General features: G+C 67.0%; 21 protein-coding genes. 10 read left to right on the top strand and 11 right to left on the bottom strand.

The window, feature by feature from the left end; genetic code table 11:
• Positions 1 to 3: 3 nt before the first annotated feature.
• The 6 genes from livM (at position 4) to MNI96_RS20225 (ending at position 5379) form a co-directional block, all read left to right on the top strand.
• On the top strand, positions 4 to 1329 hold the full coding sequence (gene livM, locus MNI96_RS20250; RefSeq protein WP_249696108.1) for a high-affinity branched-chain amino acid ABC transporter permease LivM: 1326 nt from the start codon (positions 4 to 6) through the stop codon (positions 1327 to 1329).
• Positions 1326 to 2171 (top strand): ABC transporter ATP-binding protein, encoded by an 846-nt coding sequence (locus tag MNI96_RS20245; protein WP_249696107.1) that lies wholly within the window; start codon positions 1326 to 1328, stop codon positions 2169 to 2171. The genes livM and MNI96_RS20245 overlap by 4 nt, the downstream gene beginning before the upstream one ends.
• Positions 2168 to 2899 (top strand): ABC transporter ATP-binding protein, encoded by a 732-nt coding sequence (locus MNI96_RS20240; RefSeq protein WP_249696105.1) that lies wholly within the window; start codon positions 2168 to 2170, stop codon positions 2897 to 2899. Before MNI96_RS20245 ends, MNI96_RS20240 begins: the two co-directional genes overlap by 4 nt.
• 106 nt (positions 2900 to 3005) lie before the next feature.
• The gene (locus MNI96_RS20235) at positions 3006 to 3368 is read left to right on the top strand and encodes a DUF6867 family protein (RefSeq protein ID WP_249696103.1); all 363 of its coding nucleotides are present in this window, start codon (positions 3006 to 3008) and stop codon (positions 3366 to 3368) included.
• 201 nt (positions 3369 to 3569) lie between these two features.
• Positions 3570 to 4673, top strand: coding sequence for a branched-chain amino acid ABC transporter substrate-binding protein (locus MNI96_RS20230; protein ID WP_249696101.1), 1104 nt, complete (start codon positions 3570 to 3572; stop codon positions 4671 to 4673).
• Between the two features lie 187 nt (positions 4674 to 4860).
• Positions 4861 to 5379 carry a L,D-transpeptidase gene (locus tag MNI96_RS20225; RefSeq protein ID WP_249696100.1) on the top strand — a complete coding sequence of 173 codons (519 nt, stop codon included), beginning with the start codon at positions 4861 to 4863 and terminating at the stop codon, positions 5377 to 5379.
• 7 nt (positions 5380 to 5386) lie between these two features.
• On the opposite strand, the gene MNI96_RS20220 is transcribed toward MNI96_RS20225, so the two are convergent.
• The 3 genes from MNI96_RS20220 to MNI96_RS20210 all read right to left on the bottom strand — a co-directional run bounded on the left by MNI96_RS20220 (position 5387) and on the right by MNI96_RS20210 (position 8066).
• Complete coding sequence (locus MNI96_RS20220; protein WP_249696098.1) at positions 5387 to 5578, bottom strand: hypothetical protein; 192 nt, start codon at positions 5576 to 5578, stop codon at positions 5387 to 5389.
• Positions 5579 to 5847: 269 nt separating this feature from the next.
• Positions 5848 to 7125, bottom strand: a complete 1278-nt coding sequence (locus MNI96_RS20215) for a vWA domain-containing protein (protein WP_249696096.1) — start codon at positions 7123 to 7125, stop codon at positions 5848 to 5850.
• 5 nt (positions 7126 to 7130) lie between these two features.
• A complete protein-coding gene (locus tag MNI96_RS20210) occupies positions 7131 to 8066 on the bottom strand; it encodes an AAA family ATPase (RefSeq protein ID WP_249696094.1) in 936 nt (311 codons plus the stop codon).
• A 204-nt stretch (positions 8067 to 8270) separates the two neighbouring features.
• Between MNI96_RS20210 and MNI96_RS20205 the strand changes: the two genes are divergently transcribed.
• Complete coding sequence (locus tag MNI96_RS20205; protein WP_120267346.1) at positions 8271 to 8540, top strand: usg protein; 270 nt, start codon at positions 8271 to 8273, stop codon at positions 8538 to 8540.
• Positions 8541 to 9146: 606 nt separating this feature from the next.
• Here the strand turns inward: MNI96_RS20205 and MNI96_RS20200 are convergent.
• Positions 9147 to 10019, bottom strand: a complete 873-nt coding sequence (locus MNI96_RS20200; protein ID WP_349629209.1) for a tRNA1(Val) (adenine(37)-N6)-methyltransferase — start codon at positions 10017 to 10019, stop codon at positions 9147 to 9149.
• Positions 10016 to 10282 carry a putative signal transducing protein gene (locus MNI96_RS20195; protein ID WP_249696126.1) on the bottom strand — a complete coding sequence of 89 codons (267 nt, stop codon included), beginning with the start codon at positions 10280 to 10282 and terminating at the stop codon, positions 10016 to 10018. The genes MNI96_RS20200 and MNI96_RS20195 overlap by 4 nt, the downstream gene beginning before the upstream one ends.
• A 193-nt stretch (positions 10283 to 10475) precedes the next feature.
• On the opposite strand from MNI96_RS20195, the gene MNI96_RS20190 reads away from it, so the two are divergent.
• A complete protein-coding gene (locus tag MNI96_RS20190) occupies positions 10476 to 11492 on the top strand; it encodes a polyprenyl synthetase family protein (RefSeq protein ID WP_249696124.1) in 1017 nt (338 codons plus the stop codon).
• 156 nt (positions 11493 to 11648) lie between these two features.
• On the opposite strand, the gene purU is transcribed toward MNI96_RS20190, so the two are convergent.
• The 3 genes from purU to MNI96_RS20175 form a co-directional block, all read right to left on the bottom strand.
• The gene (gene purU, locus MNI96_RS20185) at positions 11649 to 12533 is read right to left on the bottom strand and encodes a formyltetrahydrofolate deformylase (protein ID WP_249696091.1); all 885 of its coding nucleotides are present in this window, start codon (positions 12531 to 12533) and stop codon (positions 11649 to 11651) included.
• A 152-nt stretch (positions 12534 to 12685) separates the two neighbouring features.
• Complete coding sequence (locus tag MNI96_RS20180) at positions 12686 to 13669, bottom strand: 4-(cytidine 5'-diphospho)-2-C-methyl-D-erythritol kinase (RefSeq protein WP_349629207.1); 984 nt, start codon at positions 13667 to 13669, stop codon at positions 12686 to 12688.
• 7 nt (positions 13670 to 13676) lie between these two features.
• Positions 13677 to 15479 (bottom strand): tetratricopeptide repeat protein, encoded by a 1803-nt coding sequence (locus tag MNI96_RS20175; protein ID WP_249696087.1) that lies wholly within the window; start codon positions 15477 to 15479, stop codon positions 13677 to 13679.
• A gap of 417 nt (positions 15480 to 15896) precedes the next feature.
• Between MNI96_RS20175 and ppdK the strand changes: the two genes are divergently transcribed.
• Together ppdK and MNI96_RS20165 are read left to right on the top strand one after the other, a co-directional pair.
• Positions 15897 to 18569: a pyruvate, phosphate dikinase gene (ppdK, locus tag MNI96_RS20170; RefSeq protein WP_249696085.1), complete on the top strand. Its 2673-nt coding sequence runs from the start codon at positions 15897 to 15899 to the stop codon at positions 18567 to 18569.
• A gap of 4 nt (positions 18570 to 18573) precedes the next feature.
• Positions 18574 to 19518 carry an ArgK/MeaB family GTPase gene (locus MNI96_RS20165; RefSeq protein ID WP_249696083.1) on the top strand — a complete coding sequence of 315 codons (945 nt, stop codon included), beginning with the start codon at positions 18574 to 18576 and terminating at the stop codon, positions 19516 to 19518.
• Here the strand turns inward: MNI96_RS20165 and MNI96_RS20160 are convergent, their stop codons facing one another.
• From MNI96_RS20160 to MNI96_RS21935, 3 genes are all read right to left on the bottom strand, one after another.
• Positions 19519 to 21768: a bifunctional diguanylate cyclase/phosphodiesterase gene (locus tag MNI96_RS20160; RefSeq protein ID WP_249696081.1), complete on the bottom strand. Its 2250-nt coding sequence runs from the start codon at positions 21766 to 21768 to the stop codon at positions 19519 to 19521. It abuts the gene before it with no gap.
• A gap of 115 nt (positions 21769 to 21883) precedes the next feature.
• Complete coding sequence (locus tag MNI96_RS20155) at positions 21884 to 22045, bottom strand: DUF2256 domain-containing protein (protein WP_249696122.1); 162 nt, start codon at positions 22043 to 22045, stop codon at positions 21884 to 21886.
• 2 nt (positions 22046 to 22047) lie between these two features.
• On the bottom strand, positions 22048 to 22170 hold the full coding sequence (locus MNI96_RS21935; protein ID WP_283776597.1) for a hypothetical protein: 123 nt from the start codon (positions 22168 to 22170) through the stop codon (positions 22048 to 22050).
• Positions 22171 to 22281 lie beyond the last annotated feature (111 nt).

The following is a 22281-nucleotide window of genomic DNA, read 5'->3' as shown; positions in this document are numbered from 1 at the left end:
ACCATGGCCGCACAGAAACAGGATTTGCTCGCCGGCTCCGTGAAGGATGCCGCCGTGGGCGCACTGGTCGCATTCGGCCTGTTCGCCATGCTCATCGGCATGAAGACCGACGTCAGCATCGGCGGTCTGTCGATCGAGTACCGCTGGGGCGCGGTCGCCATCGCGGTCGCCGTCGTCTTCGTCGGGCGCCTGGCGCTCAACCTCTTCGTCTGGAAGAGCGAAAAGCCGGTCACCGCCGTGCTCGGCGGGTTCGTGCCCAGCCAGGAAGCGGCCTCCCGCTTCGGCCACCTGATCACCCCGGCGCTCTTCGTGCTCGCCGTGGTCCTGCCGTTCCTGCTGATGTACTTCCTCGGCTCGCGCGGCTCGCGCCAGTATCTCGACCTGGCGATCCTGGTGACCACCTACGTGATGCTCGGCTGGGGCCTCAACATCGTGGTCGGCCTCGCCGGCCTGCTGGACCTCGGCTATGTCGCCTTCTATGCGGTGGGCGCCTATTCCTATGCGCTGCTGGCCCAGTATTTCGGCTTTTCCTTCTGGCTCTGCCTGCCGCTGGCCGGCATCCTCGCCGCCTTCTGGGGCGTCATCCTCGGCTTTCCGGTGCTGCGCCTGCGCGGCGATTATCTCGCCATCGTGACGCTGGCCTTCGGCGAGATCATCCGCGTGGTGCTGCTCAACTGGTACGAGTTCACAGGCGGCCCGAACGGGTTGTCCGGCATTCCCCGGCCGAGCTTCTTCGGCCTGGAGTTCGAGCGCGGGGAGGGCGGCTTTGCCCACTTCTTCGGGCTGGACTTCAACTCCATCCACCGGATCATCTTCCTGTACTACCTGATCCTGGTGATGGCGCTTGCGACCAACTTCGTCACCATGCGGCTGCGCAAGCTGCCGGTCGGGCGGGCCTGGGAGGCCCTGCGCGAGGACGAGATCGCCTGCCGTTCGCTCGGCATCAACACCACCAACACCAAGCTGACCGCCTTCGCGCTCGGCGCCATGTTCGGCGGGTTCGCGGGCTCGTTCTTCGCCACGCGACAGGGCTTCATCTCGCCGGAGAGCTTCACCTTCATCGAATCGGCGGTGATCCTGGCGATCGTCGTCCTCGGCGGCCTCGGCTCGCAGGTCGGCGTCGTCATCGCCGCGGTGGTGATGATCGGCGGCTTCGAGTTCTTCCGGCAGTTCGAGGAATACCGGATGCTCGTGTTCGGCCTCTTGATGGTCGTGATCATGGTCTGGAAGCCGCGCGGTCTGATCTCGACCCGTGCGCCCTCCATCGCGCTTGACCGAAAGAAGGCCAAGGGCATTTCCGCCGATCTGGTTCAGGAGGGCCACGGATGAGCCGCTGGAACGACGATCCCGTCCTTCGCATCGAACATGTGACCATGCGCTTCGGCGGCCTGGTCGCGGTGAACGACCTGTCGTTCAATGTCGGGCGCGGCGACATCACCGCCCTGATCGGCCCCAACGGCGCCGGCAAGACCACGGTCTTCAACTGCGCCACAGGCTTCTACAAGCCGACCGAGGGCCGCATCACCATGAAGCGGCGCACCGGTGAGCACTACCTGCTGGAGCGCATGCCCGACTTCAAGATCTCGGCCAAGGCCGGGGTCGCGCGCACCTTCCAGAACATCCGCCTGTTCGGCGGCATGACCCTGCTGGAAAACCTGATGGTGGCGCAGCACAACCCGCTGATGGTGGCCTCCGGCTACACGGTCGGCGGCCTGCTGGGCATCGGCGGTTTCCGCAAGGCGGAGGCCGGCGCGGTGGATCGGGCCAGATACTGGCTGGAGCGCACCAACCTGATCGACCGGGCCGACGCGCCGGCGGCGGACCTGCCCTATGGCGACCAGCGGCGGCTCGAGATCGCCCGCGCCATGTGCACCATGCCGGAACTCCTGTGCCTGGACGAGCCGGCGGCGGGCCTGAACCCGCGCGAGAGCGCGGAGCTCAACACGCTGCTCCACTACATCCGCGACGAGCACAAGACCTCGGTGCTCCTGATCGAACACGACATGTCGGTGGTCATGGAAATCTCCGACCACGTGGTGGTTCTGGACTACGGCGAGAAGATCTCCGACGGCACGCCGCACGAGGTGAAGAACGACCCGAAGGTCATCGCCGCCTATCTGGGCGTTGCCGATGACGAGGTCGAACAGGTGGAAGAAGAGGTGGGCCTGTGAGCGAGAAACAACCCCTTCTCCAGATTCGCGGCGTCGAGACCTACTACGGCAAGATCGTCGCGCTGCGCGGCGTCGACATGGACGTCCACGAGGGCGAGATCGTCACCCTGATCGGGGCCAACGGCGCCGGCAAGTCGACCCTGATGATGACGATCTGCGGCACGCCGCAGGCGCGCAACGGCACGGTCCACTACAAGGGCATCGACATCACCCGGATGCCGACGCACGAGATCATGCGGATGGACATCGCCCAGTCGCCGGAAGGTCGCCGCATCTTCCCGCGCATGTCGGTGATGGAAAATCTGCAGATGGGCGCGGCCGTCGTCGATCCGAAGCACTTTTCCGGCGATCTGGAAAAGGTCTTCGCGCTGTTTCCCCGCCTCAAGGAGCGGCGGGAGCAGCGGGGCGGCACGCTGTCGGGCGGCGAACAGCAGATGCTGGCGATCGCCCGCGCCCTGATGGGCCGGCCGCGGCTGCTGCTGCTGGACGAGCCGTCCCTCGGCCTGGCGCCGCTGATCGTCAAGCAGATCTTCGACGCCATCGCCGAGCTCAACCGCACCGAAGGCCTCACCGTCTTCCTCGTCGAGCAGAACGCCTATCACGCCCTCAAGCTGGCGCATCGCGGCTACGTGATGGTCAACGGCGTCATCACCATGTCGGGCACCGGCAAGGAGCTGCTGTCGAAGGAAGAGGTGAAGGCGGCCTATCTCGAGGGCGGCAGGCATTGATCCGGCGGCCGCCGGGCCTTGAGCTGCGGCGGCCGGAACCCGTGTTCTCATTCTCGCCGGCACCAGGGCCCGACAGGGCCGGCCGGCGGCACAACGGGAGGTCCTGATGGGATTCCTCTATGACACGAGCCTTGCGGGCTTCATCATCGTGACGCTGGTGCTGGGCGGGGCTGCGGCCTGGTCCACGGGCCGCGCCTGCGCCCTGACCTGGCGCCCGCTCTTCGTGCTGGTGTGGTTCATCTTCCTGCTGTCGCTGGCGGTGCGCTTCCTCAGCTTCGCGCTCTACGGCGGCACGCTGCTGTCGGTGCAGCACTGGCTGATCGCCTTCGCCTACCTGGTCGCGCTGGCGCTTGCCGGCTGGCGGGTGACGCGCACCAACCAGATGACCAGCCAGTACCGCTGGCTCTACGAGAAGACGAGCCCGTTCGGCTGGCGGCTGCGTCCGGGAGCGGACGACAGCATCGCCTGACATTACGCGTATTGCGGGAAGGTCCGCCTTCCTGCCACCTGATCCGAAACGCTCGACTTTGCCGAAAAAGGCGATAGTGTTTCGGTAGATGGCCGATCCGGAAGGGACGGCCCGCGGGCAAAAAGCCCGCACAACCAGAGTGGTTCAGCTCCCGGCCCGGGGTGGGTCGGGAATGCATCTGGAGCAAGGGGAGACTACCTTATGAAGAAGCTTCTTATGGCGAGCGTCGCCACCGTCGTCGGCATGGGCCTGTCGACCGCGGCCATGGCCGACATCATCATCGCGACCGCAGGTCCGATGACCGGCCAGTACGCCTCGTTCGGCGCGCAGATGAAGGCCGGTGCCGAGCAGGCCGTCGAGGACATCAACGCCGCCGGCGGCATCAACGGCGAGAAGCTGGTGCTGCAGATCGGCGACGATGCCTGCGATCCCAAGCAGGCCGTGGCGGTCGCCAACCAGTTCGTCGGTTCGGGCGTCGTCTTCGTCGCCGGCCACTTCTGCTCGGGGTCGTCGATCCCGGCCAGCCAGGTTTATTCGGAGGAGGGCATCATCCAGATCTCTCCGGCCTCGACCAACCCGACCTTCACCGACGCGCGTCCGGGCCCGGGCATCTTCCGGACCTGCGGCCGTGACGACCAGCAGGGCCAGGTGGCCGGTGCCTTCCTCGCCGAGAAGTTCGGCGACAAGAACATCGCCATCATCCACGACAAGACCGCCTACGGCAAAGGTCTCGCCGACGAGACCAAGAAGTACATGAACGAGGCCGGCAAGCAGGAAGCCCTCTACGAGGCCTATACGGCCGGCGAGAAGGACTACACCGCGCTCGTCTCCAAGCTGAAGTCCGAGAACATCGACGTGCTCTATGTCGGCGGCTACCACACGGAAGCCGGCCTCATCAAGCGCCAGATGGCCGAGCAGGGCATGAGCACCATCCTCGTCTCGGGCGACGCGCTCGTCACCGACGAGTACTGGTCGATCACCGGCGACGTCGGTGCCGGCACGCTCATGACCTTCTCGCCGGATCCGCGCAAGAACGAGGTCGCCAAGCCGGTCGTGGAGGCGCTCGAGGCCGCCGGCCGTACCGCCGAGGGCTACTCGCTCTACACCTACGCCGCGATCCAGGCCTGGGCCGAGGCCGTCAAGGCCGCCGGTTCGACCGACTTCGACGCGGTCGTCGGCAAGCTGAACGAGATGGAGTTCTCCACCGTGCTCGGCAACCTGGCCTTCAACGACGTGGGCGACGTGACCCTGCCGGGCTACGTCTTCTACGAGTGGAAGGACGGCACCTACGACTACATGCAGTAAGCCGTTCGGCCGACTGGATTTCTCGCCCCGCCCGGTTCGTCCGGGCGGGGTTTTTCTTTGCCCGCCGGTGCCTGCGTAAACCTTAATGCGTAACCATGCGAATCGATTCCCGGCGGGCGGGCGTGCAAGCGCTTTCCTCGCGTCCGCTCTTGCGTAAACTTTCGGTAAACCAATACCGGAGCGTGCGATGGGCAAGGTCGTCTGGGGTATCGTTGCGATCTATCTGGCAATCGGGGTGGCGCTGTGGAGCCATTCGGCGCTCGCCGCGCCCGAGCTCGTCGCCTTTGCCGATACCCGCGTCGCTCCGGGCACCATCGTCATCCGCAACAGCGAAAAGCGTCTTTACCTGGTGCAGCGCGGCGGCACGGCCCTGCGCTATACGGTTGCCGTGGGCAAGCGCGGCAAGGCCTGGGCGGGCCGCACCTACATCACCGGCATGCATGTGCGTCCGGCCTGGGCACCGCCCGCCGACGTCAAGCGCGACCTGCCGCATCTGCCGGCGGTGATCGCGGGCGGGGCGCCGAACAATCCGATGGGGGTCGCGGCGATGACGCTGGCCGGGGGCGAATATGCCATCCACGGCACCAACCGGCCGGACTCCATCGGCCGGCCGGTCTCCTACGGCTGCATCCGCATGCACAATCGCGACATTGCCGACCTGTTCCGCCGGGTCGGCGTCAACACGCCGGTCATCGCGGTCAATTGACGGGTTTTTAGCCGAACTGTGCCGGGGCGGCGGTTTCCGCCGGCCGGGCCAGCGTCGCATCCTTGCGGCTGACATCGGCAAGGCCGGCGCCCAGCACCATCAAAGTCGCGGTTCCCAGCACGAAGACGATCAGCGCGGGAAGCAGCATCCGGCCGCGGCGCGGCGCGGCAGGGTCGTGGGGCTCGGTCAGTCGCATCATCGATCATCCGCCGCTCTTTCTCGCGGCTCCCTTGCTTTCGTACAGAAAGAAATGGCAACGATCTTGGCGATTTCAAGTCGCCGGCCGATGTTCCTTCCCGACTACTGATCACATCCGTGTAACTCTCGCGCGAGTCTTCCGGTTCCCTTATGGCGTGCAAAAACCGTTCTGCCGGTATCATGACGCCGATATCACGGGACCGGTATCATGGGGTACCTGCGGCAAGAACAGGCTGCTCCACAGGCAGGGCGCTTGCCCGACGTCGGGTGTCAGCTTGCCGCGAGGCGCGCCGCGTCCTGCGCCGCATGGGCGTCTGCCCGGCGCAGCCAGGCGCGCGGGTCGGTCAGCTGGCTGCCGCGGTCGCGCTCGCCGCTGAGTGCGGTGCAAAGGTCGGCGACCGCGTCCAGCGAATGCACGGCGCGGAACTCGTCGACATGCGGCAGCATCGCGCGCACGCCCCTGGCGCGCGCCTCGAACCCCTCGAAGCGCAGCAACGGGTTCAGCCAGATCAGCCGCCGGCACGAGCGGTGCAGCCGGTCGATCTCGCGCTCCAGGTCCTCGTCCGTGTCGCGCTCCAGCCCGTCGGTGACCAGCAGCACGATTGGCCCGCCGGACAGCACCCGGCGCGACCATTGCCGGTTGAAGGCGGCGAGCGCCGTGGCGATCCGCGTGCCGCCGGACCAGTCCTCCACCCCTTGCGTGCAGGCGAGGAGCGCTTCGTCCGGGTCCTTCATCCGCAGCTGCCGCGTGACGTTGGTCAGCCGTGTGCCGAACAGGAAGGTGTGGACGTTGCGCCGCTCCTCGGTCAGCGCATGCATGAAATGCAGCAGGATGCGGGTGTACTGGCTCATCGAGCCGGAAATGTCGCAGAGCGCCACGATGGGCGGGCGCTTGACGTCGTGGCGCCGGTGGCGCAGCTCGATCATGTCGCCGCCGGTGCGCAGCGAGGCGCGTAAGGTCCGGCGCGGGTCGATGCGCCCGCGCGTGGCGGCGACCAGCCGGCGCAGGCGCACCTTCTCCATCGGCAGCACCATGCGCCGGAGCGCCGCCTTGGCCCGGCGGATCTCCTCCGCGTTCATCTGGGCGAAGTCCTTGCGCTGCAGCAGTTCGCGGCCCGACACGGTGAAGCGGGCGTCCACCACCACTTCCTCGCGCTCGTGCTGCTGCTGGCGTTCGCGCGTCGCCTGGAAGGCCTGGGCGACGCGGGTCTGGCCGGCCTTGGGCTTGTCCGGCTCGCCGCGCGCGGGCGCCACCGGCGAGAGGATCGACAGCAGCTTCTCGATCAGTCCGCGCGAGCGCCAGTAGATGCGGAAGGCCTCGTCGAAGACGGCGCGCTGCTCGCGTTTGCGCACGAAGACCGCATGCAGCGTCCAGTACAGGTCCTCGCGGTTGCGGATGCCGGCGACCTCGACCGCGCGCACCGCGTCGACGACGCTGGCCGGGCCGACCGGCAGGCCGGCACGGCGCAGGGTCCGGGCGAAATGCACGATATTGTCGGCAATGCGTCCGCCGGCCTGCTCCTGCAGCGTCGCGAGCTCGTCCGTCATCGGTGTCAAGCCGCTCCGCTTTCCGTGCGGTCGCGGTCGCGCTGGATCTCCTCGATGATCTTGCGGGCGCGCGAGCCGCGCACGCGCTCGATGTCGTCCTGGTATTTCAGCAGCACGCCCAGCGTGTCCGACACCATGTTCGGGTCGAGGGCGATCTGGTCCAGCTCGGTCAGCGCGGTCGCCCAGTCCAGCGTCTCGGCGACGCCCGGCTGCTTGAACAGGTCCTCCTCGGCGCGCAGCGCCTGCACGAAGGCGACGAGTTCGCGCGCCAGCCGGTCACCGGCGCCCGGCACCTTGCGGCGGACGATCTCCAGCTCGCGCTCGGCATCCGGATAGTCGACCCAGTGATAGAGGCAGCGCCGCTTCAAGGCGTCGTGGATCTCGCGGGTGCGGTTGGTGGTGATGATGACGATGGGCGGCTCCTCGGCGCGGATCGTGCCCAGTTCCGGGATCGTCACCTGGTTGTCCGACAGCACTTCCAGCAGGAAGGCCTCGAACGCCTCGTCGGCCCGGTCCAGCTCGTCGATCAGGAACACCGGCGGGCCGGACAGCGAGGGCTCCAGCGCCTGCAGCACGGGGCGCTTGATCAGGAAGCGCTCGGCGAAGACCGACTTCGACAATTCGCTGTGGTCGGTGTCGCCAGCCGCTTCCGAGACGCGGATCTCGACCATCTGCGCGGCGTAGTTCCATTCGTAGACGGCGGTGGAAACGTCCAGCCCCTCGTAGCATTGCAGGCGGATCAGCTCGCGCCCCAGCGCCTGCGACAGCACCTTGGCGATCTCGGTCTTGCCGACGCCGGCCTCGCCTTCCAGGAACAGCGGCCGCTTCAGCTTCAGCGCCAGCAGCAGCACCGTGGCCAGCGAGCGGTCGCCCACATAGCCCTGCCCGTCCAGCAGGGCGCTCGTCGCGTCGATCGTGTCCGGGAGAGGCTGCGCGGTCATCTGGGCTCCTGCTGCTTGGCTCGCCCGCGCTGCCGTCTCAAGGCGTCGGGCTCTTTCCCTGCAACATAGTGCGGGCAGGCGGGGCTTGTCAGGTGTCCTTAGGGCCAAGGCGGACTTGCGCACGGGAACAGCCTGATTAACCTGTCGTTAACCGTGTTGTCTGGAAACTTGACGTTGGGTGAGGGACTTCGAAAGGTTCGGATCATGAGATCATCGGATTTTTCCCGCCAGCTCGAGGGCTACGGCCTGCTCACGGCCCATATCCTCTACCACATGCCCGACCATCCGCGGCTGCTGCAGACCTTCCTCTGGCAGACGCTCGACAAGGCGCCGACCTTCCCCGAGCTCAGCCGCTTCCTGCAGTTCTGGGAGCGCGACATCGAGGGCAGGCTGCATTCGGTGCGCATTTCCCATCGCGACCTGATCGGGCCGAGCGACTGGCGCATCCTCGACGCGGAGTTCCCGATCCACTGACGGATCGGTCTCGTCAGCGTCCCACTGCGCGGGGCGTGGCGCATCGCCATGCCCCGCCGATGGGGTGACTGTTTCAGCCGAGCTGGGACGGCCGTCTTCGGCTGTCGGCTACCTGCGGCGCCGATAGAAGCCTAAAGACATTTCAAGTGAAAACGGAATAAACAGGCCAATACCGAGTAAAAAATACAGAAAATTCAGCATCGGATAATTGTCAATTCGCAAAATGTGAAAGCCGTAAACTGCAACTATTAATTGAAATAAAGAATAGTAAAAATTGTATTTCATATATTTAAATTCTATTTTACACAGACCAATCCATCTTAATACGAGGTATGATGATGTATAGATGGCTATGGGTGTAATTGGCAGGTACTTTCCTGGGGTGAAAATGAGATAAGACGCAACAGCTAGGCATAAAATCAGCAACACCGACTTGATGTTGCTCTGTGCCGTTTGAGAGAGACGCCACTCCATGAAAACCCCCATCCTCGATTGCGAGGAGGGTAGGCATAAAACATGAGTCTCTCAATCATGTTTTAGGGCGCGCGGTCCTGGTTCCCCAAAATCGCGAACCCCTGCATCCCGGACTGCCGCCTGCGCCGCGTCTCAGCGCGGCGGGGGCGGCGGCAGGCCGGCGCCGTCGCGCATGATCGCGCGCGCCTCGGGGGTGAAGTCGGAGCCGGCGCCCTCGTGCAGCACGAAGCCCGGCAGCAGGCGCATCGGCGCGCGGCTCGCCCGCACGCAGCGCACCAGGATGCGCGTTGCCGCGGCCTCAGGGCGCGGGCGCAGCGGAATGACGTCGATGGCGCCGAAGCGTCCGGGCAGCAGCTGCAGGATCTCGCCCAATCCGTCGGCGCGAAAGATCATGGTCAGCGTGCCGCCCTCGCGCACGATGTCGGTGGCGACCCGCACCCAGGGCTCCAACCCGCGCGTGTCCAGCACATGCGCCCCGGCGCGCGGGGCGGCGGGCGAGGCGCGAAAGCGCCCGTCGGCATAGTAGGGCGGGTTGACGATGGCGTGGTCGGCAAGGCCCGGCGTCAGGCCGGCGGCGTGGCGCTCGCGCCCGCGGGCGGCGATGTCCGCCTCCAGGATGGTAACCCGCGGCGCGAAGGCGGCATTGTCGGGGAGGGCCAGCGCCCTCTCGGCGAGATCGAGCGCCGCCCGGTCGCGGTCGACCAGCAGCACCTCCACCTGGGGCAGGCGCGCGGCCAGGCAGAAGCCGGCGGTGCCGACGCCCGAGCCGAGGTCGACCACCCGCCCGCGCGTTCCGGCGGGCACGGCGGCCGCCAGATAGACCGCGTCCAGTCCGGCGCGGTGGGCGCCGCGCGCCGGCTGCAGCACCTGCACCAGCCCGCCGAGAAAGGCGTCCTTGGTGATCTCAGCGCTCTCCTGCAAGGCCTGCCCGACAGGTCCCGCCTCGATCGGGTCCGGTGCGACCGGAGGGACGACCTGGGCCGCGTCCTGCGGGTCGCCGCTCACGGCGCGTCGCTCCCGCCGGCTTTCTCGTAGCGGGCCAGCGTGTCGGCATCGAGCTCGTGCGCGAGTTCCATCTTGCGCATGAGACGAATGGCCGCGCCGAGCTCGTCCTCGATCACCATCACCCGGCGCGGGATGATGCCGAGCGAGCCTTCCAGGATGCTCATGTTGCCGTCGAGCACCAGATGGCCGATGCCGGCTTCGTCTAGAAGCGTCTCGACATAGGAAATCAGGACCATATCGTTGGTCTTGAGCAGAGGAACCATGTAGTCCTTGTCCATTCGGTCGTTCGGGTGGGGCACCTTACAAGACCAGGGCGGCCGAGGCGACATTCCCTGACGTGCCTGTGCGGCATCCGCGCGGTTTGGTCAACGGTGCGTCTCGCGAAAGACGGCTTGCCGTGGGCATGGGGCGGACCTATTGTCCGCCCGTCTCTTACTCGAAACGAGGTTGTTCAACGTGGGCGTGGTGGTTCCCTTGCGCGAAACCCGGTCAGAACCGGCCAGCATCCAGAACCTGGTCGACCTCACCGCCGGCGGCATGGAGGCCGTCAACCAGCTCATCCTGTCCAAGGCGGGATCGAATGTCGAGCTGATCCCGGAGATCGCCCGCCACCTGATCTCGTCGGGCGGCAAGCGGCTGCGGCCGATGCTGACCCTCGCCATGGCCGACATGTTCGGCTATTCGGGCGAGGGCCATGTGGGCCTTGCCGCCAGCGTCGAGTTCATGCACACGGCGACGCTCCTGCACGACGACGTCGTCGACGAGAGCGACATGCGGCGCGGCAAGCTGGCTGCGCGCAAGTTGTGGGGCAATCAGGCAAGCGTGCTGGTCGGCGACTACCTGCTCGGCCAGGCCTTCAAGATGATGGTCGATGTCGGCTCGCTCGAGGCGCTGCAGATCCTGGCCAGCGCCTCTGCCGTCATCGCCGAGGGCGAGGTCATGCAGCTCGGCGCGGCGCAGGACCTGGAGACCACCGAAGAGCGCTACATGCAGGTCATCGAGGCGAAGACGGCGGCCCTGTTCGCCGCCGCCGCCGAGGTCGGCCCGGTCATCGCCGAGGCCTCCGATACCGATCGGGCCCACGCCCGCGCCTATGGCATGGCCCTCGGCCTCGCCTTCCAGCTCGTCGACGATGCGCTCGACTATGGCGGCTCGGCCGCCGATCTCGGCAAGGACACCGGCGACGACCTGCGCGAAGGCAAGATCACCCTGCCGGTTATCCTCGCCATCCGCCGGGGCAAGCCGGAGGACCGCGCGTTCTGGGTCCGCTGCCTGGAGGAGCGCGACGTGCGCGACGGCGATCTCGACCGCGCCATCGCGATCATGCAGGAGACCGGGGCGCTCACCGAGACCATCGAGCGGGCGCGCGCTTTCGGGGCCGAGGCGCTGGACGCGCTGCGGGGATTACCTGCCACCGAACAGCGCGAGGCGCTGGCCGAGGCGGTCGAATTCTGCATCGCCCGCGTCAGCTGAGCTTTTTGAGACGCAATTATCGAATTTGAGCGATTTCGAGACGGGTTTTTGCAAAATCCGTCTCGAAATTTGCAAACGCTCCGCTGCCCTTGGCGGGGCGGGTTGTCCCCGTGGCGGCACCGCCCTGGACCGCCCCCGATGGGACCGTTTATCCCCTCAGCCCATGCGCTCCGACGCATAGCTGCCCGGGCTCGCGGGGAAGACCACCGTCTTGTTTCCGTTGAGGAAAACGCGGCGGTGGATATGCGCGTGGATGGCGCGGGCGAGCACCTGGCTCTCCACGTCGCGGCCCAGCGAGACGTAATCCTCGGGCGACTGGGCGTGGGTGACGCGCACCGTATCCTGCTCGATGATCGGCCCCTCGTCGAGGTCGCTGGTGACGTAGTGGGAGGTTGCGCCGATCAGCTTCACGCCGCGCGCGAAGGCCTGCTTGTAGGGGTTGGCACCCTTGAAGCTGGGGAGGAAAGAGTGGTGGATGTTGATGATCCGCCCGGCCATTTCCTCGCACATGCGCGTCGACAGCACCTGCATGTAGCGGGCCAGAACCACCAGTTCCGCGCCGGTTTCCTCGACGATCGCCATCTGGCGCGCCTCGGCCTCGGCCTTGTTGTCCTTCGTCACCTTTATGTAGTGGAAGGGGATATCGTGGTTCACCACCAGCTTCTGGTAGTCGAGGTGGTTGGAGATCACGCCGACGATATCGATCGGCAGCGCCCCGATCCGCCACCGGTACAAAATGTCGTTCAGGCAGTGCCCGAACCGAGAAACCATAATTAAAACCTTCATTTGCGCCTTCTCGTCGTGGAACGCGAAGTCCATTCCGAAGGCCTCGGCATGGGCCGCAAAGCCGCCCGACAGCTCGTCCAGGCTCGCGCCGGTCTCGCTGTTGAAGCTGACGCGCATGAAGAAATTCCCGGTCTCGCGGTCGTCGAACTGGGCGCTGTCGGTGATGTTGCAACCGTGCTCCGCCAGATAGGTGGAGATGGCGGCGACGATGCCGCGGGTCGAGCGGCAGGTGACGGTCAGGGCGAAGGCGCTCATCGGCGATGATTCCCGGGCGAGAGGACAACAGGCCCACGCGATAGCGGAGTGTCGCGGGTTGTCCAAGTGTTGTCGCGTTCGCGCGCCGGGGACATTTCGAAAAACGGCGCGCGGGAGAAGATTTGCGACGGCAGAGCCGTGCCGATCCGGACTCAACCCACTGCAGCGACCGGCGCGGCCTGGATCCACCAGCCGGGATGCAGCGCGGCGAGCCGGCGGGCCTCCCGCTCGGCCTCCTCTATCCCCGCGAACAGCGCGAAGCATGTCGCGCCCGATCCGGACATGCGGGCAAGGCGCGCGCCGGGCGCCGAGCGCAGCGCGGCCAGCACCTCGGCGATCTGCGGCGCAAGCTTCAGCGCCGGTGCTTCGAGGTCGTTGCGCGCGGCCTCGAGCCAGGCGACGAGCGCGTCGAAGGAGGCGAGATCGCTCTCGCCGAGCGGGGATAGCAGCGGGTTCTCGCGGCGCTCCAGCTGCGCGAAAACCTGAGGTGTTGCAATAGGTAAGCCCGGATTTGCCAGCAGCACCGCATGGCCCGGAAAGCGGGGAAGAGGTGCGACCTCGGTGCCGGTACCCGAGACCAGCGCCGGCTGCGAGGCAAGGCACATCGGCACGTCGGCGCCAATCGTTTCCGCAATTTTCGCAAGCCGTGCCATCTCGCTTTCGTTCGCTGCGCGGCCGGCCATCGCGGCGAAGCCGAGCCGCAGCGCTGCGGCCGCATCGGCCGAGCCGCCGCCGATGCCGGAGGCGACCGGCAGGCGCTTTTCCAAGGTCAGGGCGAGGGGCGGGGGCGCCGTTTCGAGGGCCTGGGCGAGCGCGGCAAGCGCACGCAGCACGAGGTTGTCGCCCTGCGGCCTATCCTCGGTGTCAGACGCCAGCGCATCGGCGAAGGGACCGGTGAGCGCAAGCGTCGAGCCTTGTCCGGTCCCGGCCGGTTTTGCCGACAGGAGATCGCCGAATTCGGCAAAGGCGACAAGGCTTTGCAGCAGGTGGTAGCCGTCGGCGCGCCGGCCGGTCACATGCAGGGCATAGTTAATCTTGGCGCGGGCGAGCAGCGGGGCAGGGGCGTTCCCGCCGGCAGATATCCCCGCTCCGGATCGGTCGTCTTGCGGGCTTTGTCCCCGCGCGGCAGGGCGCACGGCGGTGTCAGCCGCCGTTCTGCTTCGGTTCGACCTTGGCCGCCGGCGGCTCGCCGGCCTCAGGCAGGCCCTTCTCGATCTTCTCCAGGATCTTCGGCAACTCTTCCGGCTCCGGATCGAGGTCGCGGGCGTGGTTCCACTGGAACTGTGCCTCCAGCCGGCGCCCGACCTTCCAATAGGCATCGCCCAGATGGTCGTTGATCACCGAATCCTGCGGCCGCAGTTCGACGGCGCGCTCCAGTTCGGTCACCGCCTCCTCGTAGCGCTGCAGCTTGTAATAGGCCCAGCCGAGACTGTCGACGATGTAGCCATCGCGGGGACGCAGCTCCACCGCCTTGCGGATCATGTCCAACGCCTCTGGCAGCTTAAGCCCTTGATCCACCAGCGAATATCCGAGGTAATTGAGCACCAGGGGCTGCTCGGGCGACAGCTTCAGCGACAGGCGGAAGTCGGCTTCGGCCGCTCCCCAGGTCTTCAGCCGCTCGCGGCAGATGCCGCGATAGTAGAAGATCGTCCAGTGGCGGCTGTCCGGCTCGGCGATGGTGTCGATGCCCTTGGAGTAGGCTTCCTCGGCCTCCTTGAAAAGCTTGTGGGATCTCAAGACGTTACCGAGTGCCATCACCGCGTCGAGATCGCTCGGATCACTTTCCACCAGGGCGGAGAGATGCGCGCGCGCCTCGTCGAGATTGTCGATGGCGTTGTAGTTGATGCCGACCTGGATCTCGGCATCGCGCTTCAGCGGCGAGCTGTCGGGAACGCCGGAAAGAACCTCGATGGAGCGCTGGAAGCGCCCCATGCGGTCGAAGAGGCCGGCCAGCGCGATGGCGGCGACATCGGCCTCCTCGTCGAGATGCAGGGCGAGCTGCAGCAAGGTCGCCGACAGCTCCTCGCCGCCGTCCCGGCCGATGGCCGCGCCAAGGCCGTACAGCACCTCGGCGGCACCCACTTGCGGGGTTGCGGCGATGCGCTCGATGGTCTCGCCGCTCTCGATCCGCTCGCGGGTGGCCACCAGCACCGGATGGTCGGGCAGCATCGCGTCGAACTCGGCCAGCACCTTGAGCGCAGCGTCCTTGTCGCCGTTGCGGTAGAGCGACAGCGCGTAGGCGTTGACGACGCGCAGCGCACCCCGGTCGGCGCTGTAGGCATCGCGGAAGTTCGCCTCCGCATCCTTGGCCCGGCCCGCAAAGTCCTGGATCAGCCCGGTGTGGTAGGCGACGAAGACGGTGTACCAGCTCGGCCCGTTCAGCCGCGAGATTCGCTCCAGCGCCTCGTCGGTCTTGCCGTCGCCGGCCAGGGCCCAGGCCGACAGCAGCCCGGCGGCGAGCTCCGCCAGCGGGCCTCGACCGCCGTCGGAGAGGTACTCTCCGGCCTTGGCGTTGTTGCCTGCGCGCATCTCCTCCACTGCCAGCATCAGCCCGGCGAGAAAGTGGTCGTCCTGCTCGCCCTTGAGGCGTTCGGCCAGTTCCAGCGCCTCGGCGAGGTCGCCGTTCGCCAGTTTCAGCACGAAGGTGCGGTCGAGCAGGAAGGGGTTGCCCGGGTCGACCAGCAGCGCCTCGCCGAAGAAGGTGGCGGCATTGTCTAGATCGTTGCTCTGGCCGGCCAGCCGCCCGGAGAGATAGCTGCCGCTCAGGGTGATCGGCAGGCCTTCCGGAGTACCTGCGCTGAAGTCCGGGGCGATATCGGTCGCTTGCGCCAGCGTTTCGGCGAAAGCCAGAGGGGCGGACGAAAGGGCCGCAAGCGAGGCCAGAAGTGCGACGCTGCAGGCAAGGCTGCCGCGGCGGGCGGTTCGGGTGAGGCGGCGTGTTGTCATCCGGATTGTCTCAATGCCCCTGCTTTGGCGCGAATGCGGCGAGTCATCCGCCTGAGTTTGCGTGCGAGGATGGCCGCAATATGTCCCGCCTGCAAGCATGGGCGGCCTTGCTGCCCGTTGAGCCGGCTCACACGTGGAGCGATCTGTTGCGTATCGATCCTGCCTGTTTTCGCGATATGGGGCGGTGCGGCATGTCCGGCAAGGCGGCAAGGGCTGGAATCGCAGGGTTTTACGGCGTCCGCCGATGTCTTGCGTCAACAACGGAGCGGACGGTCGCGCAAAAAACCTTTGTTTCGTGCACTGCATCATTTATGGGGGTGGGCATCCGGGGAGGGAGGCGCGTGCGAGCCCAAGCGCAGGGCCCGGCGCCTCCGGGGTGCGCGACCGCAAGCCCCGAAGCGAGAGGATGCAGGCGGCATGACCAAATGGGTGTACGGTTTCGGTGACGGCAAGGCCGAGGGCACTGCCGGAATGAGGAACCTGCTCGGCGGCAAGGGAGCCAACCTTGCCGAAATGAGCAATCTGGGGCTTCCGGTGCCGCCGGGCTTCACCATCACCACCGAGGTCTGCACCTGGTTCGACAGCCACGACAAGACCTATCCGGACGAGCTGCGCGGCCAGGTCGATGCCGCGCTCGAGGAAGTCGGCCGGATCACCGGGCGGCGCTTCGGCGACACCACCAACCCGCTGCTGGTCTCCGTGCGCTCAGGCGCCCGCGTCTCTATGCCGGGCATGATGGACACGGTGCTGAACCTCGGCCTCAACGACGAGACGGTGCCCGCGCTTGCCGCGGCCGCAGGCGATCCGCGCTTCGCCTATGACAGCTACCGCCGCTTCATCCAGATGTATTCCGACGTGGTGATGGGCCTCGATCACCACGCCTTCGAGGAGATCCTCGAGGAGTTCAAGAACGAACACGGCCGCGACCTCGACACCGACCTGACGGCCGAGGACTGGCAGCAGGTCATCGCCAGCTACAAGGCGCTGGTGGAGGACGAGCTCGGCACGCCGTTCCCGCAGGATCCGCACGAGCAGCTCTGGGGCGCCATCGGGGCGGTGTTCCTGTCCTGGGAAAGCGCGCGCGCCATCACCTATCGCCGGCTGCACGACATCCCCAACGACTGGGGCACGGCGGTCAACGTGCAGGCGATGGTCTTCGGCAACATGGGCGAGGACTCGGCCACCGGCGTCGCCTTCACCCGCAATCCGTCCACCGGCGAGAAGGCGCTCTACGGCGAGTTCCTGATCAACGCCCAGGGCGAGGACGTGGTCGCCGGCATCCGCACGCCGCAGGACATCACGGAGGCCGCGCGCATCGCCGCCGGCTCCGATGCCCTGTCGCTGGAAAAGGCGATGCCGGAGGCCTTTGCCGAGTTCACCGAGATCTGCGACCGGCTGGAAGGCCATTATCGCGATATGCAGGATCTCGAATTCACCATCGAGCGCGGCCGCCTGTGGATGCTGCAGACGCGCTCGGGCAAGCGTACCGCGCGCGCTGCGCTGAAGATCGCCGTCGAGATGGCCGACGAGGGCCTGATCACCACCGAGGAAGCGGTGATGCGGGTGGATCCGGCCGCCCTCGACCAGCTGCTGCACCCGATGATCGACCCGGCGGCGAAGCGCGACGTGATCGCCACCGGTCTGCCGGCTTCGCCGGGCGCCGCGTCCGGTGCCATCGTCTTCTCCTCCGACGAGGCAGAAGAGGCGAAGGCCGCGGGCCGCAAGGTCATCCTGGTGCGCGTCGAGACGAGCCCGGAAGACATCCACGGCATGCATGCGGCCGAAGGTATCCTGACGACGCGCGGCGGCATGACCAGCCACGCGGCCGTGGTGGCGCGCGGCATGGGCAAGCCCTGCGTTTCCGGCGCCGGCGCGTTGCGGATCGACTATCGCACGGCGACGCTGACGGTCTCGGGCCGCAAGCTCACCAAGGGCGATGTGATCACCATCGACGGCACCACCGGCCAGGTCCTCGTCGGCGAGGTGGCGATGCTGCAGCCGGAAATGTCCGGCGAGTTCGCCCGGCTGATGGAATGGGCCGACGCCCACCGGCGGATGGCGGTGCGTACCAATGCCGAGACGCCGGCGGATGCACGCGCGGCGCGTGGCTTCGGCGCCGAAGGCATCGGCTTGTGCCGCACCGAACACATGTTCTTCGAGGGTGAGCGCATCGTCGCGGTGCGCGAGATGATCCTGTCGGAGACCGAGCAGGGCCGGCGCGCCGCGCTCGACAAGCTGCTGCCGATGCAGCGCGGCGACTTCACCGAGCTGTTCGAGATCATGCAGGGTCTGCCCGTGACGATCCGTCTGCTCGATCCGCCGCTGCACGAATTCCTGCCGCATAGCGAGGAGGAAATCGCCGAGGTGGCGGCGGTGATGGGCGTCGACAGCGAGGTGCTGCGGCAGAGGGCGCACGATCTCAACGAATTCAACCCCATGTTGGGCCATCGCGGCTGCCGGCTGCTCGTCACCTATCCGGAGATCGCCGAGATGCAGGCGCGAGCCATCTTCGAGGGGGCCGTGGCGGCCGGCAAGACCACCGGATCGCCGGTGACCCCGGAGATCATGGTGCCGCTGGTCGGCGTCAAGGCGGAGCTCGACCTGGTGCGTGCGCGCATCGACGCGATGGCGAAGGCGGTGGCGCAGGAGACGGGCGTCACCATCGACTATCAGGTCGGCACGATGATCGAGCTGCCGCGGGCGTGCCTGCGCGCCGGCGAGATCGCGGAGACGGCGGAGTTCTTCTCCTTCGGCACCAACGACCTGACCCAGACCACCTTCGGCATCTCGCGCGACGATGCGGCTTCCTTCCTCGGTCCGTACCAGCGCATGGGCGTGGTCGAGCGCGATCCGTTCGTGTCGCTCGACCAGGAGGGCGTCGGCGAGCTGATCCGCATCGGCGCCGAGCGCGGCCGGGCGGCCCGCCCGGGCCTCAAGCTCGGCATCTGCGGCGAGCATGGCGGCGACCCGGCCTCGATCGCCTTCTGCGAGAGCGTCGGGCTCGACTACGTGTCCTGCTCGCCGTTCCGTGTGCCGATCGCCCGGCTGGCGGCCGCGCAGGCGGCGCTGAAGGCGAAGAAAGCGGCCTGAGGCTATGGCGGTCCGGCGGCCGGCGACCATCGCGGAGCTTGCCGCCGGCGGCAAGCCGGCGCTCGCCCGTACGCTGTCGGCCATCGAGACGGCGGCGGCCGAGCCCGCCTTCCTGCAGCTGCTCGATGAAGCTGCAGGGGCAGGTGGCGGCCGCGTCCTGGGACTGACCGGCCCGCCGGGCGTCGGCAAGTCGACGCTGACCAACGCCCTGATCCGTGCCTACCGTGCGCGGGGCGAGAGCGTTGGCGTCATTGCCGTCGATCCGTCCTCGCAGATCACCGGCGGTGCGCTGCTCGGCGACCGCACGCGGCTTTCCACCGATCCGGAAGATGGGGGCGTCTTCGTGCGTTCGATGGCGGCGCGCGACCGGCTCGGCGGGCTCTCCGACCATGCCATCGCCGCCGTCGTCCTGATGCGCGCGGTGATGGACCGGGTGATCGTCGAATCGGTCGGCATCGGCCAGTCGGAGGCGGACGTTGCCCATGTCGCCGACACGCTCGCCCTGTGCATCCAGCCGGGCTCGGGCGACAGCCTGCAATTCATGAAAGCTGGGGTGATGGAGCTGCCCGACCTGGTGCTGGTCACCAAGTCGGACATGGGCGCTCTGGCCCGGCGCGCGGCGGCCGATGTGCAGGGTGCGCTGTCGCTGGCCCGCCCGGCCGGAGCCGCCCTGCCCGAGGTGCTGATGGTCTCGGCGACGGCAGAGCAGGGAATCGCGGAGGCGGTTGCGGCCTGCGATGCCCATGCAGCGCGGCTGGAGGCGGACGGCGAGCTTGCCGGGCGGCGCGCGCGGCAGCAGCGGCACTGGGTGGTGGATGCCGTCACCCGGCGCTTCGGCACGGCGGGACGGGAGGTCTGCGACATTGATGCGGCGCTTGCCGGGGCAGGTGGGCCGTTCGGCGCCGTCGCCCGGCTGGACGGCGAGCTTCGGGCCCGACTTGCCCTCTGATCACGCCCTGAGCGGCATGGCCTGCTGATCCTCGTCCGACAGACGGGCCTCTGCTTCGGCGATGCGGCCCGGCGGCACGGGCCGCGACAGGTAGAAACCCTGCAGGCGGTCGCAATTCGTCCGCTGAAGGATCACCGCCTGCTGGCGGGTCTCTATGCCTTCCGCCACCACCTTCATCCCCAGTGCCTCGCCAAGGTCGATGATCGTCGACAGGATCGCATGGGCATGCGGCGCGATCTCCAGGTCGGCAATGAAGGAGCGGTCGATTTTCAGCGTGTCGAACGGGAAGCGGCGCAGGTAGCTGAGGCTCGAATAGCCGACGCCGAAATCGTCGAGGGCGACCCGCACGCCCATTTCCTGCACCTGGGTGAGGATCTTGAGGATGTCGTTGTCGTTGTCGGCGAAGACCGACTCGGTCACCTCGATCTCCAGCCGCGAGGGCTCGAAGTTGCAGGCCTCCAGCGTGTCGCGCAGGTCCTCGATGAAGCGCGGATGGCGGAACTGGGTCGGCGAGACATTGACCGCAAGGCCCAGATGCGGCCAGGCGGCGGCGTCCTGGCAGGCGCGGCGCAGCACGTAGAGGCCGAGATCGTTGATCAGGCCGGTTTCCTCGGCAATCGGCACGAAGGTCGCCGGGCTGATTGCGCCCATGTCGGGATCGGTCCAGCGCAGCAGTGCCTCCACCGACAGGACTTTGGTTCCGTCGATCGTGGTCTGCGGCTGGTAGACGACGTCGAGCTTCCCGCGGGCAATGGCATCGCGCAGGGCATGGGCAAGGCTCTCGCGGGTGCGCACATGCTCTTCCATGCAGGCCTCGAAGAAGGCCCAGCGGCCGCGGCCGCTCGCCTTGGCCGAGTAGAGCGCGATGTCCGCCTTGCGCAGCAGCTCGCCCATCGACAGGCTGTCTTCCGGCGCAATGGCCGCACCCACGCTCAGACTGACATGCAGGTGGTTGCCGCCGATATACATCGGCACGGCGAAGCGATCCTGCATGCGCTTCAGCACCTGCTCGATGCGTTCGCGGGAGTCGCAGCCGGGCAGCAGCAGGGCGAACTCGTCGCCGCTGATGCGCGCGAGCGTCGCCTCTTCCGGCACCAGAACGCGCAACCGGCGCGCCGCCTCGCGGATCACCTCGTCGCCGGCGGCGTGTCCCAGCGTATCGTTGATGTCCTTGAAGTGGTCGAGGTCGATATAAATCACGCCGAGCAGGCCCTTTGCGGCCTGCCATTCGGCCAGCTCTTCGCGGAAGCTGCTGGCGAAATAGTCGCGATTGGCGAGGCCCGTCAGGCTGTCATGCAGCGCGGCATGCTGGGCGCGGGCCTCGCTTTCGGCGAGCCTGCGCGTGTTCTGGCGGGTGTAGAACAGCACCAGGCCGGTGAGGCCGGCGATGGTCGCGGCAAGAAAGAACAGGATCGGCCCCACGCCCGACAGGATCGAGGAGCCCGGGTTCTCAGCCTGCCAGGCGAGATAGCCGATATGCTGGGCGCGCGGGTTGCGCAGTTCGAAGGTGGCGGCCTGGCCGGCGGGCCTTGCGATAGAGCGCAGGCCCGTGATGCCCGAACGTTCGGCCAGAGCCTGCAGGCGGGCGGGATCCAGCTTCTTCAGGCTGACGACCACGGCGGGGGCGCGGCGCTTGGACAGGAACTGCTTCAGCTCCGGGCTGATCGCCGTCGCCGCGACCAGCGCCGGCTCGCCCTCGAACGAGGTCATGCCGGTTTCGTGCAGCGAACGGGTGAAGCCGCTCGGCGGGCGCTCGATATAGAAGAGGCCCGACGGCAGCCGGTCGAAACTGGCGATGAAGCGGGCTCGCGCACGGGCCACAAGCGGTTTGATGTCGTCGAGCAGCGCCGCGGCATCGTCCACCGGCATGCGCTTGCCGCGGATCGAATTGTAGACCGGCTTGCCGTCGACATCGAGGATGATGGTCTGGTCGTGGCCGTAATTGGCAAAGAGCCACAGGCCGACATTGCTGTCGAGCCAGTCGACGCTCAAGGTCTCCGGCCGGGCGTAGAAGAACGACTGGTCCCAGACCGCGACGCCTTCCTGCTCCTTGGCCAGCAACTCCAGCTGGAGATTGATGCTGCCGCGCAGCAGGGAGCGCTCGCTGTTGAGAGCGGCGATGTCGGCGGACCGCGACGTATAGGCGATCAGCGCCACCGAGAACGCGATTGCGAGCAGCACCAGTCCCACAACGGGAAACAGGATGGCATTTGCCAGACGTGCGCCTGTGTCGGTTCGTGTCGCTACCATTGCGAGCCCCTTAACAACGAGGCGAAGGTGGCATGGCGGCTGTTAACAAATGACCATCAATGCTTGGTTAATCCGCGTAAATACCTGTTTGCGAAACCTCATCATCCGCAATGGTTTAGCGTGACTTTCCGCTCGGGCCGGACCGGAGACGGTTCTCCCGGCAGCGCTGCGAGCAGTGGCGGACCTCCTCCCAGTTCAGGCGCCATTTGCGCCGCCAGGCGAAGGGCCGACCACAGGTCGCGCAGACCTTTTGCGGCAGGTCCTGGCGTCTGCGCATCTTCATGACTTGTCCTCTCCGCCGATGTCGAGCGAGAGGGAAAGCTGGTAGGCGCCGGAGCTGCTGTCCGTGCCATCGCCAAGGGCGAGCAATGCGCAGGCAAGACGTGCAAACAGGCGGTTCATGGCGGCTCCTCACGTTCAGCTTGTGCTACGCTGCAAAAAGGCCGGCGGATTGCCGCAGCGGTTTGCGCGCAGTGCGGCGATGGGCGGCCGAGGGGTCCGGATATTGACGGA

Source organism: Stappia sp. WLB 29, from assembly GCF_023507705.1.
Taxonomy (GTDB): domain Bacteria; phylum Pseudomonadota; class Alphaproteobacteria; order Rhizobiales; family Stappiaceae; genus Stappia.
This window is presented reverse-complemented; position numbering and strand designations above follow the sequence as displayed.